General features: G+C 71.7%; 8 protein-coding genes and 1 pseudogene. 5 read left to right on the top strand and 4 right to left on the bottom strand.

The window, feature by feature from the left end; all coding sequences use genetic code 11:
• Nucleotides 1–40 precede the first annotated feature (40 nt).
• The 4 genes from G6R24_RS12860 to glgP all read left to right on the top strand — a co-directional run bounded on the left by G6R24_RS12860 (nucleotide 41) and on the right by glgP (nucleotide 6,966).
• Complete coding sequence (locus G6R24_RS12860) at nucleotides 41–1,177, top strand: cysteine protease StiP family protein (RefSeq protein ID WP_163549489.1); 1,137 nt, start codon at nucleotides 41–43, stop codon at nucleotides 1,175–1,177.
• Between the two features lie 44 nt (nucleotides 1,178–1,221).
• Nucleotides 1,222–2,172, top strand: a complete 951-nt coding sequence (locus G6R24_RS12855; protein WP_163549490.1) for a sucrose-6-phosphate hydrolase — start codon at nucleotides 1,222–1,224, stop codon at nucleotides 2,170–2,172.
• Nucleotides 2,147–4,240, top strand: a complete 2,094-nt coding sequence (gene acs, locus G6R24_RS12850) for an acetate--CoA ligase (protein WP_163549488.1) — start codon at nucleotides 2,147–2,149, stop codon at nucleotides 4,238–4,240. Before G6R24_RS12855 ends, acs begins: the two co-directional genes overlap by 26 nt.
• A gap of 167 nt (nucleotides 4,241–4,407) precedes the next feature.
• Nucleotides 4,408–6,966, top strand: coding sequence for an alpha-glucan family phosphorylase (gene glgP, locus G6R24_RS12845; protein ID WP_163549487.1), 2,559 nt, complete (start codon nucleotides 4,408–4,410; stop codon nucleotides 6,964–6,966).
• A gap of 63 nt (nucleotides 6,967–7,029) precedes the next feature.
• Here glgP and glgX read toward each other — a convergent pair whose 3' ends face one another.
• The gene (glgX, locus tag G6R24_RS12840) at nucleotides 7,030–9,408 is read right to left on the bottom strand and encodes a glycogen debranching protein GlgX (protein ID WP_163549486.1); all 2,379 of its coding nucleotides are present in this window, start codon (nucleotides 9,406–9,408) and stop codon (nucleotides 7,030–7,032) included.
• Between the two features lie 269 nt (nucleotides 9,409–9,677).
• Between glgX and G6R24_RS12835 the strand changes: the two genes are divergently transcribed.
• Nucleotides 9,678–10,454, top strand: a complete 777-nt coding sequence (locus G6R24_RS12835) for an enoyl-CoA hydratase/isomerase family protein (RefSeq protein WP_163549485.1) — start codon at nucleotides 9,678–9,680, stop codon at nucleotides 10,452–10,454.
• 12 nt (nucleotides 10,455–10,466) lie between these two features.
• On the opposite strand, the gene G6R24_RS22375 is transcribed toward G6R24_RS12835, so the two are convergent.
• The 3 genes and pseudogenes from G6R24_RS22375 to G6R24_RS12825 form a co-directional block, all read right to left on the bottom strand.
• A complete protein-coding gene (locus tag G6R24_RS22375) occupies nucleotides 10,467–10,916 on the bottom strand; it encodes an endonuclease/exonuclease/phosphatase family protein (RefSeq protein ID WP_476695822.1) in 450 nt (149 codons plus the stop codon).
• 79 nt (nucleotides 10,917–10,995) lie between these two features.
• Nucleotides 10,996–11,553 (bottom strand): hypothetical protein, encoded by a 558-nt coding sequence (locus G6R24_RS22370; RefSeq protein WP_225438464.1) that lies wholly within the window; start codon nucleotides 11,551–11,553, stop codon nucleotides 10,996–10,998.
• A 113-nt stretch (nucleotides 11,554–11,666) separates the two neighbouring features.
• Nucleotides 11,667–11,886: pseudogene (locus G6R24_RS12825) on the bottom strand (transcriptional regulator); the annotation flags it as partial.

The following is an 11,886-nucleotide window of genomic DNA, read 5'->3' as shown; positions in this document are numbered from 1 at the left end:
CGCCGATGGTGGCCTCCCTCTGAGGGGACAGAACGCTTCCATGACCACGCCAGTGCGCACGATCGGGTCGGGGTCCTACGACCCGGCGGACGTCACGTTCCTGCTCACCGACCTCAGCGACGTCGACCTCGAACGGCCCACCGAGGACCGGGAGGAGGCGATGCAGGCCGGCCGGCACTACTCCGAGGATCTCCCGGTCGAGTACCAGCCCGACGACAGCTACCTGCGGCTCTACCACCAGGCACTGGAACGGTCGGCCCGGCGGGTGGCCCTGGCCACCGGGGTGGTCGCCGAACTGGTGCGGGTGACCAAGCCGGAGCCGGTGCTGGTGTCGATCGCCCGGGCCGGCACCCCGGTCGGCATCCTGATGCGTCGCTGGTACGTCTTCCGCCACGGCCTGGACGTCCCCCACCACGCCATTTCGGTGATCAAGGATCGGGGGGTGGACATGAACGCCGTGCGCCACCTCACCGACCGCTTCGACCGCGCCGCGCTGCAGTTCGTCGACGGCTGGACCGGTAAGGGCGTGATGACCCGGGTGCTCACCGAGGCGCTGGCCGGTCTCGGCTTGGACGACACCCTCGCCGTGCTCGCCGACCCGGCTCGCTGCGTGTCCCTCTATGGCACCCGCGACGACTTCCTCATCCCCAGTGCCTGCCTGAACTCGACCGTCAGCGGCCTGGTCAGCCGCACCGTCCTGAACGCCGAGCACATCGGCCCGGACGACTTCCACGGCGCCAAGTTCTACCGTGACCTCGCCCCGCACGACCTGTCCCGCCACTTCATCGAGACGGTCGCCGCGCAGTTCGACGCGGTCGCGGACGAGGTCGATGCCGCCTGGCCGGCCCTGTGGGCCGCCGACCGCACGCCGACCTGGGAGGGCTGGGCGGCGGTGGAACGGATCGCCGCCGACTACGACATCCCCGACGTGGTCATGGTCAAGCCCGGTGTCGGCGAGGCCACCCGGGTCCTGCTGCGCCGGGTGCCCTGGCGCATCCTGGTCGCCCCCGACCGCCTCGACGAACTCGCCCATGTGCTCGCCCTCGCCGCCGACCGCGGGGTCCCCGTCGAGGAGCGGGCCGACCTGCCCTTCTCCTGCGTCGGCCTGGTCCGTCCACTCGGTGCCACCCCCACGTTCCACACCCCCGGGGCCCGCTGGCGTCCCCCGACCACGTGAGCACCGTCGAACCGGTCGCCGCCGGGTCGCGCCTGCCCGGTTCCGTGACCGTCGGTTCGGCGACCGTCGGTTCGGCGACCGTCGGCGCCGGGCCGCTCCACCTGGCCGCCCTTGACCTGGACAAGACGCTGATCTTCTCCGCCCGTTCGCTGCTGCTGCCCATCCCGGTCGCACCGGCGGAGGGCTCATCGGCGGCGGTCTCGTCGGCGGAGGACAGCCTGGCCTCGGCGGCGGGTGCGGCGGGTGCCGCGGTGGTGGTGCGGGAGGTGGAGCGGTACAACGGCGCGCCGCAGTCCTACGCCACCGCGCGGGAGCTGGAACTGCTCGCCGAACTGGACCGCGTCGCCGTCGTCGTCCCCGTCACCACCCGGACGCTGGCCCAGTACCGCCGGGTCGACCTGGGCATCCGGCCGAGGTACGCGATCGCCGCCAACGGCGGGCACCTGCTGGTCGACGGCGAGCCGGACCCCGCCTGGGCGGCCACCGTCGCCGCGGACCTCACCGGCTGCGCCCCGCCTGCCACGATGCTCGGGCTCGCCGAGCGGTTCGCCGCCGGCTGGGCCCGCACGGTGCGCGCCGCCGACGACCTGTTCGTCTACGTGGTCGCCCACGACCGCCTCGACATCCCCGATCTCGCCGCCCTGACCGTCCAGGTCGAGGCGGGCGGCTGGTCGGTGTCCCAGCAGGGCCGCAAGGTCTACCTGGTGCCCACCGCCCTGACCAAGCAACGGGCGGTGGACGAGGTGCGCCGTCGCACCGGCACCCGGGTCCAGCTGGCCGCCGGTGACTCCGTGCTCGACATCCCGATGCTGCTCGCCGCGGACGCCGCCGTCCGACCGGCACACGGCGAACTGCACGAACTCGCCTGGACAGCCCCCCATGTCACGATCACCGCGGACGCCGGCGGACGGGCCGGTGAGCAGCTCCTGAGCGCCCTGCTGGCCCAGGTCCGCGCCGACGGCCGCTGGGATGGCGGGGCGGTGGTGCCGGCCTGACGGTGAACAATCGTGGTACACCGGAGAGCCGTTCCCAGGACACAGCGACGTGGGAGGAACCGTGACCGATGTGGAAGCCACGCCCGAGGCCAGAACCGAGGTCTCACTCGAGCGCACACTCGAGGAACTGTTGGCGGTGGAGCGGTTCGAGCCACCGGCCGGATTCACCCGCCGCCGTCACATCGAGGCCGACCAGGCCGCCGCGGACGCCGACCTCGAGGGGTTCTGGGCCGACGCCGCCCGTGACCTGCTCACCTGGGAGACCCCGTTCACCCAGGTACTCGACGACAGTAACCCGCCCTTCTACACCTGGTTCGCCGACGGGACGCTGAATCTTTCGGTGAACTGCCTCGACCGGCATGTCGCCGCCGGTCGCGGTGAACGCGTCGCGTTCCACTGGCGGGGGGAGGAGGGGGAACGGCGCGACGTCACCTACGCGCGGCTGCTCGCCGACACGCAGGCGTTCGCGAACGGGCTGCGTCAGCTGGGCGTCCAGGCCGGGGACGTCGTCGGGATCTTCCTGCCGATGATCCCCGAGGTGGCCGTGGCGATGTTGGCCTGCGCCCGTATCGGGGCGGTGCACAACGTGGTGTTCGGGGGGTTCGCGCCGTCCGCCGTCGCGGAGCGGATGGCGGTGTCCGAGGCGAAGGTGCTGGTCACGGTCGATGGGGCGCGGCGCAAGGGGAAACGAGCCGAGGTGAAGGCGGCGGTGGACGCCGAACTCGGCGAGCTGCCGGCGCTGGCGCACATCGTGGTCGTGCGCGGGCCGGGAGAACACCCCGGTGTGGTGCCGATGACGGCGGGGCGCGACGTCTGGTACGACGAACTGCTCGCCGCCGCGGAACCGGACTGCCCGGCGGTGGCGCTGCCCGCCGAACATCCGTTGTTCATCTTGTATAGCTCCGGTTCCACGGCGAAACCGAAAGGTATTCTGCACACCACCGCCGGCTATCTGCTGGGCGCGACCTACACCCACCGCATGGTGTTCGACATCGACGCCGACACCGACGTGTACTGGTGTTCCGCCGATGTCGGCTGGATCACCGGCCATTCGTACATCGTGTACGGACCATTGTCGAACGGCGCGACGTCCGTCATGTACGAGGGGGCCCCGGACTATCCGGACCGGGATATCTGGTGGCGGATCATCGAGGAGTACCGGGTCACCGTGTTCTACACGGCGCCGACCGCGATCCGGACCTGCATCAAATGGGGGCCGGAGTTTCCCGGCCGCCACGACCTGTCGTCGCTGCGGGTGCTGGGGACGGTCGGCGAGCCGATCAACCCGAAGGCCTGGCTGTGGTACCACCTGGTGATCGGCGGCGGCCGCTGCCCGATCGTCGACACCTGGTGGCAGACCGAGACCGGCTCGGTGCTCATCTCACCGCTAGCGGGCGTCACGGCGACCAAGCCGGGGTCGGCGACCCGTCCGCTGCCCGGCATCAGCCCGGCGCTGTTCGCCGAGGACGGTATGCCGCTCACCGAGGGCACCGGCATCCTGGTGATCACCAGACCGTGGCCGTCGATGCTGCGCACCCTCTACAAGGACGACGAACGGTTCGTCGAGACCTACTTCTCCCGGTTCGGTCCGTCGACGTACGTGGTCGGCGACGCGGCCCGGCTGGACGCCGACGGCTACTTCTGGATCATCGGCCGGATCGACGACGTGATCAACGTGTCGGGGCATCGGCTGTCCACCGCCGAGGTCGAGTCGGCGATCGTCGCCCACGAGGCGGTGGCCGAGGCCGCCGTCGTCGCCGAACCCGACGAGCAGACCGGGCAGGCGATCGTCGCGTTCGTGACGCTCGCCGGGGAGCGGATCGGTGACGCCGAGGTCGAGGCGCAGCTGCGCGACCATGTCGCCCGGCGGATCGGCAAACTGGCCCGGCCGCGTCGGATCATCTGGGCCGACGACCTGCCCAAGACCCGCTCCGGCAAGATCATGCGCCGTCTGCTGCGCGATGTCGCCGCCGGCCGCGAACTCGGGGATGTCACGACCCTGCGCGACCCGGCCGTCATGGCCGTCATCGCCGACCGGGTCCGCGGCGCCCGCGACGACGAGGAGTAGCCGCCCCGGCGCGCCCGGCCGGACGGTCAGATGAGCCGTCCGGCCGGGCGAACCGCGCAGGAACGTGACCGATCGGCACGCCACCACGTGAGTTGTTCGGTGAACGTAACCTGCAGGTCGAACCCGCGTGTGCTGACGTCACCCGGACTGTCTAGGCTCACCACTTCGTGAGAGCCCTCCGACGGTTCACCGTCCGTGCGCAGCTCCCGGAGCAGCTTGCTCCGCTGGGGGAACTAGTCCTGAATCTCCGCTGGTCCTGGCATCCCGAGACACTCGACCTGTTCGAGACGGTCGATCCGGAGCTGTGGCGGGCTACCAAGGGTGACCCGGTTCGCCTGCTCGGCGAGGTCGACCACGATCGGCTCGTCGCGCTCGCGGCTGACCGCCGGTTCGTCCGCCGGCTGACCGACCTCGCCGACGACCTCCAGGACTATCTGAGCGCGGACCTGTGGTACCAGCGGCGGCACGCGGCGAGCGCACCGTCGGCGATCGCGTACTTCTCCCCGGAGTTCGGCATCACCGAGGTGCTGCCGCAGTACTCCGGTGGCCTGGGCATCCTGGCCGGCGACCACCTCAAGACCGCCAGCGACCTCGGCGTGCCGATCATCGGCGTGGGCCTGCTGTACCGGGCGGGGTACTTCGTCCAGTCGCTGTCGCGGGACGGCTGGCAGCAGGAGCGCTACCCGGGAATCGACCCGCACGGTCTGCCGCTGACCCAGCTCACCGACGCCGACGGACGTCCGGTCAAGGTCGCCGTCGGCCTGCCCGAGGGCCGCACCCTGCACGCGCAGATCTGGAAGGCGCAGGTCGGCCGGGTACCGCTGCTGCTGCTCGACTCGGACGTCGAGGACAACCAGCCGGCCGAACGCGGCGTCACCGATCGGCTCTACGGCGGCGGCACCGACCACCGGCTGCTACAGGAGATGCTGCTGGGCATCGGCGGTGTGCGGGCCCTGCGCGCCTACGCGGCGGTCACCGGGACGCCCGCACCGGAGGTCTACCACACCAACGAGGGGCACGCCGGCTTCCTCGGGCTCGAACGCATCCGCGAACTGGTCGAGACCGGCCTGAGCTTCGACGAGGCGCTCGAGGCCGCCCGCGCCGGCACGCTGTTCACCACGCACACCCCGGTGCCCGCCGGCATCGACCGGTTCCCCCGCGACCTGGTCGCCCGCCACTTCGGCGGGGACAACGCCTGGCCCGGGGTGGACGTCGAGCGCATCCTCGACCTCGGTGTCGAACCCGACCCGAACGTGTTCAACATGGCGCACATGGGCCTGCGCCTGGCGCAGCGCTCCAACGGTGTCAGCAAGCTGCACGGGATCGTCAGCCGGGAGATGTTCGCCGGCCTGTGGCCCGGATTCGACTCCGCCGAGGTGCCGATCGGCTCGGTCACCAACGGTGTGCACGCCCCGACCTGGGTGTCGCGCACCGTGCTCGAACTCGCCGAGCGGGCGTCCGGCGCGGGTCTGCTCGGCGACGACACCGCCGGTTTCGACGCCCTCGGCACCCTGGACGACGACGTCGTCTGGGCGGCCCGCCGGGTGCTGCGGGAGCGCCTGGTCGCCGAGGTCCGCCGCCGGCTGCGGGCATCCTGGCTGGAGCGCGGGGCGGCACCGGGTGAACTCGACTGGATCGAGTCGGTGTTCGACCCGGACATCCTGACGATCGGTTTCGCCCGCCGGGTGCCGTCCTACAAGCGACTCACGCTGATGCTGCGCGACCGGGACCGGCTGCGCCGTCTGCTGCTGCATCCCGAACGCCCGATCCAGATGGTGATCGCCGGCAAGGCGCATCCCGCCGACGACGGTGGAAAGCAGCTCGTCCAGCAGATCGTGCAGTTCGCGGACGACCCAACCGTCCGTGCCCGGATCGTCTTCCTGCCCGACTACGACATCGGCATGGCCCGGTTCCTCTACTCCGGTTCGGACGTGTGGCTGAACAACCCGCTGCGTCCGCTGGAGGCCTGCGGCACGTCCGGGATGAAGGCGGCGCTCAACGGCTGCCTGAACCTGTCCATCCGGGACGGCTGGTGGGACGAGATGTTCGACGGCCAGAACGGCTGGGCGATTCCCACCGCGGACGGCGTCGAGGACCCCGACCGTCGTGACGACATCGAGTCCGCCGCGTTGTACGACCTGATCGAGAACACCGTCGCCGCCCGGTTCTACGACCGTGAGACGCCCACCTCGTCGCCGCGGCGCTGGACGTCGATGGTCCGCCACACCCTGTCCACCCTCGGCCCGCAGGTGCTGGCCAGCCGGATGGTGCAGGAGTACGTCGATCGGTACTACGTGCCGGCCGGGGCGTCCGCCCGCGCCGTCGCCGCCGACGGCCTCGTCGGCGCACGTGACCTGGCGGCGTGGAAGGCGCGGGTGCGCGGCGCCTGGTCGGGGGTGCGGGTGCTCAACGTCGACTCCGCCGGCCTTGGCGACACCCCCCAGGTGGGCCAGTCACTGGTGGTCCGCGCGACGGTCGACCTCGGTGGGCTCGCCCCGACCGACGTCGACGTGATCGCCTCCTACGGCCGGGTGGACCTCGCCGACCGCATCCTCGTCCCCGCCACGCTGTCGCTGCAGCGGGTCGAGGACGCCGAGGGCGCCCTGCGCTACGAGGGTGTCATCCCGCTGGGTCGCACCGGCCCGTTCGGCTACACCGTGCGGGTCCTGCCCCGGCACCCGTTGGCCGCCAGCGTCGCCGAACTGGGCCTAGTCGCCAACCCGTAACCACCCTCGGATCCGGTGGCCGGCTTCCCCGCCGGCCGTCGGACCCCGCGCGGCTGGTGGTGCTCACCAGCCCGGGTTCGTCGCCGCCGGCCGGTGGTCGGGCGCATCCGTCGTCGCCGGTCGACGCGCCCGCAGCAGCACGACGCTGCGGGCGCGTACGGCCAGCTGTTCCCCGACCGCCAGTGCCCGCCCGCCCGCCGGCGTCCGCCCGTCGGCCGGCCGCGGCGCCGCGAAACCACCGAGATCCTCTTCGGCGGTGTCCAGCAGGAGTTCGAACCGCTGCGCCCAGGGGGCGCCCGGCAGGGTGACGACGGTGTCCTCCCCGTGCGGATGCAGGACGCACAGCAGCCCCGACCGCTCGTCGCCGGCCGGGTCGCCGGCGATATGGGCGATGAGGGTGAGCAGCCTGGCCGCCCACCAGTCCGCCTGCGACATCACCTGTCCGTCCGCCCGTAGCCAGGTGATGTCGGCGAGTTCCCGCGTGTCGGACTCGCCGCCGTGGAAGAACCGGTCGCGGTGCAGCGAACGCAGTTCACCGCGCAGGCCGACCAGCCCCGACACCAGGCGCGTGAGCATCGGATCGTCGCCGGCCGGATCGTCGCTTCCGGTCGCCTCCGCGCTGTCACTCGAGGTGCTGTCAGTCGAGGTGCTGTCAGTCGAGGTGCTGTCGGACCAGGCGAGCCAGGATGTCTCGTTGTCCTGGCAGTAGCCGTTGTTGTTGCCGCCCTGGGTGCGGCCGAGTTCGTCCCCGGCGAGCAGCATCGGTACCCCGGCGGACAACAGCAACGTGGTCAGCAGTCCACGGCGGACCCGGCGCCGCAGAGCGAGGGTGCCCGGATCGTCCGTGGGTCCTTCGACGCCGTAGTTCGCCGACCGGTTGTCGGATTCCCCGTCCCGGTTGCCCTCCCCGTTGGCCTCGTTGTGCTTCGTCGCGTACGAGACGAGGTCGGCCAGCGGAAAGCCGTCATGCGAGGTGACGAAGTTGACCGACGCCCACGGCCGACGTCCACCATGTTCGAACAGGTCGGACGAGCCGGTGAGCCGATAGCCGAGGTCGGCGACGGCACTGGTGCGTCCGTTCCAGGCGTCGCGCACCGTGTCGCGAAAACGGCCGTTCCATTCGGCCCACGGCGCGGGAAACGCGCCCACCTGGTAGCCGTCCGAGCCGACGTCCCAGGGCTCGGCGATCAGCTTCACCCCGGACAGCAGCGGGTCGGCGTGGATCGCGGTCAGCAGCGGTGACGCCGGGTCGAAGCCGTCGGGGTTGCGGGCCAGGGCGCTGGCGAGGTCGAAACGGAACCCGTCCACACCCATCTCGCTGACCCAGTACCGCAGCGAGTCGCAGATCAGCTTCACCACGTGTGGGTTCGTCACGTTGAGCGTGTTGCCGCAGCCGCTGACATCCCGGTAGCGCCGCGGATCGGTGGGCTCGACCCGGTAGTAGGTCGTGTTGTCCAGGCCGCGCAGCGACAGCGTGGGACCCCGCTCGCTGCCCTCGGCGCTGTGGTTGTACACGACGTCGAGCAGCACCTCGATCCCGGCGGCGTGCAGGGTGGCCACCATCGTCCGGAACTCGCCCACCGGATCGTCGCTGGCCGCGTAGGCCGCGTGCGGCGCGAAGAACGCCAGCGTGTTGTAACCCCAGTAGTTGATCTTTGATGCCTCGAGCAGGACCGGTTCGGAGACCGACGCGTGCACCGGCAGCAGCTCGAGGGCGGTGACCCCCAGCCGGACCAGATGCTCCACCACCACCGGATGCGCGAGCCCCGCGTAGGTGCCCCGCAGCTCCCGAGGTATCCCCGGATGCCGACGGGTCAGCCCGCGGACGTGCGCCTCGTACACCACCGTGCGCGACCACGGTGTCGCCGGCCGATTCCGCGCCGGATGCCCGTACCCACCATCCTGACCCCGCTCCCGCGCACCATCCCCGGGACGTCCGGTGTCGTCGGGGTGACCGGTGTCGCGGGCGTCGCCGTGCGGATCGGTGACCACGCAGCGGGGGACGTAGGGGGCGGAGTCGCGGGAGTCCGGGTCACGTCCGTACGGATCGCCACCACCGAAGCCGTAGATCGCCGGGTCGGCCCGCAGGGCGCCGGTCACCTGCCGCGCGTACGGATCCACCAGCAGTTTCGCCGGGTTGTACCGCTGCCCGCGATCCGGGTCGTAGGGCCCGTGGGCCCGCAGCCCGTACCGCGTGCCCGGACGTACCCCCGGCAGGTAGCCGTGCCACACCCCGCCGTCGCGTTCGGGCAGACGGTGCCGGGTCTCGGCGCCCGCCGCGTCGAACAGACAGAACTCGACCGCGTCCGCCCCCGGTGCGACGACCGCGATGTTCACCCCGGCGCCGTCGAACGTCACCCCGAGCGGCGCCGCCGCGCTCCGGTCGGCCCGGCTTACCTGACCCAGCTCACGAACCCGCTCAGCTGCGCCGACATCAGACATTCGGTTGACGCTAGCCCACCGTCCGCCATGGCGTCGCTCGAACACCGATGTCGACGTCGATGTCGATGTTCGAACTGTCGTGACGGTTCGTGAGCGATGAAGATCAGTGCCGGTCGCCCTATCGTGGCCTGCGACGGGCCGGACGGATGGACCGGCCACGGCGCGTGTTCGGCTCGGACGGGACGTCGTCCCGGTGGCCGGACGCACAGCACTGCCTGCCTCCGCGATCGGGGGTGGGGGAGATTTCCGACGGTGGGAGGACCAGGCAGATGAGCGTCGTGCGGCTCGAGGTCGACGGCGGGATCGGGACCATCCGGCTTGATCGACCGCCGATGAACGCGTTGGACGCGACGGTCGCCGGCGAGCTGCGGACGGCCGCGCTCGAGGCCACCCGGGATCCGGCGGTCCGGGCGGTCGTGCTCTACGGCGGGGAGAAGGTCTTCGCGGCCGGCGCGGACATCAAGCAGATGGCGTCGATGGACTTCGCCGAGGTGACCGCCTGGGTGCGCGACCTGTCCTCGACGTTCGAGCTGGTCGCGCGGATCCCGAAGCCGGTGGTCGCCGCGGTCACCGGCTTCGCGCTCGGCGGTGGACTCGAGCTCGCGCTGTGCGCGGACGTACGGGTCCTGGCGGACAACGCCAAGGTCGGCGTGCCCGAGATCACGCTGGGTGTCATCCCGGGGGCCGGTGGCACGCAGCGGCTGCCGCGGCTGATCGGACCGTCGCGGGCCAAGGACCTGGTCTTCAGCGGCCGTCAGGTGCGGGCGGCGGAGGCCGAGCGGATCGGCATCGCCGACGTCGTCGTGCCGGCCGCGGAGGTCCTGCCGCGGGCCCGGGAGATCGCCGGACGGTACGTGGCCGGTCCGGCGCAGGCGCTGGCCGCGGCCAAGCAGGCGATCGACGACGGGGCGGAGCTCGCTCTGTCGGAGGCGCTGCGGTTGGAGGCGGCGCTGTTCGCCGGCCTGTGGGCCACCGAGGACCGACGGGTCGGCCTGACCTCCTTCGTCTCGGACGGCCCCGGCAAGGCCGTCTTCACCGGCCGCTGACCGGCGTCCGCGCTAGCGCATGGCCAGATCGGCGAGGATGGGCAGGTGGTCGCTGCCGTCTTCGCGTCCGACGCTGAAACCGGTCACCGCGAAGGCGGGGGAGGCCAGCACGTGGTCGATGCGCAGGACCGGCGGGACGATCACGGCCGTGGCGCTCCACGTCGGTTCCCAGCCGCCGCCGACCACGTCGTGCGCGTCGCGGACACCGGCGTCCACGAGCTGGCGGAACGGGCGGTGGTCGCGGGTGGCGTTGAAGTCCCCGGCCATGATCACCGGGAGGGTGGCGGTGCGCGCCTCGTGGCGTAGTTCGGTCAGCTGCGTCCGCCAGCGGGTGGTGTAGGTGCTGGAGGTCGGCGAGATGGTGTGCACGGCGTACATCACGAAACGCCGGTTCTCGTCGACCTGGACGGTGGCGCGCAGCGACATCCCGTCACCGACCGTCGGTGCCGCGGCGTCGCGCAGCGGGAACCGGGAGTAGATCCCCGCCCCGAACGCGCCCTTCGTCGCCCCACCTCGTGGTAGGTATATAGGGGCGCAGCGCTCAGGTAGAGGCCACCTTCGCCAACGTCAGCGGTGTCAGTTCGAGCAGGACCAGCACGTCCGGGTTGGCGCTCTGGATCTGCGCGCCCAGCCGGTCGGCGTGGGCGTTGTCGTAGCGCAGGTTCGCCGACATCACCCTGATCCGGGCCGAGCCGGACGCGGCGTTCTCGGCGTGTCCGGGCAGGAGCTCGGGAACCGTCCAGAACGCGTGGACGGCGATCAGCGCCACCGAGACGATCAGCAGCAGGTTGCGCCGCCGGGCGAAGGCCACCGCGACGGCGGCGTAGGCCGGCAGGTACAGCAGCGGTGTCAGCGCGTTGACGACGGTGTACGGCCAGTCGATCGCGTCGTCGAGGTGGACCAGACGACCGAGCGCGAGCAGCGCCAGGCCGCCCGTCACCACCCACGCCACGATGGTGATCACCGTCGGGATGCTGGGCAGCGTCGGCGTGGTGGGTTCCGCGGCGGCGACCGGAATGTCGCCGGGCGCCGACGTCGAGGGCGGAGTGGGGGACGGTGGGTCCGGCATGGTCTGCCCGGATTCCTGCGTGGAGCTCACGATTCCTAGAGTGCCCGCCCCGCTCGCCCGGCCGCGCGCAGGGTGCCCCGTCCAGGGCTCCCCGTCCAGCGGCCGGGCGTGCGGCGAGCCAGTGACCGGCGACGCTGGACGCCTCAGGCGGCGGTGGGACCGCCGGCCGGCCGGGCGGCGGACAGCACACGGGCCCGGGTGCGCCATTCGCGCACGGCGACGGTGGAGTGCACGCTGAGCGCGTCGTCGAGTTCGGTGAGTTTGGTGACGATCCGCAGCGAGGTGACCTGACCGGCGACGTCGAGCGCCCGGTCGCTGGCCTCGAGCGCACCCTCCAGTTCGGGGGAACGTCGTTGCAGGTAG

This window comes from Candidatus Frankia nodulisporulans (assembly GCF_902806475.1).
Classification (GTDB): Bacteria; Actinomycetota; Actinomycetes; order Frankiales; family Frankiaceae; genus Frankia; species Frankia umida.
This window is presented reverse-complemented; position numbering and strand designations above follow the sequence as displayed.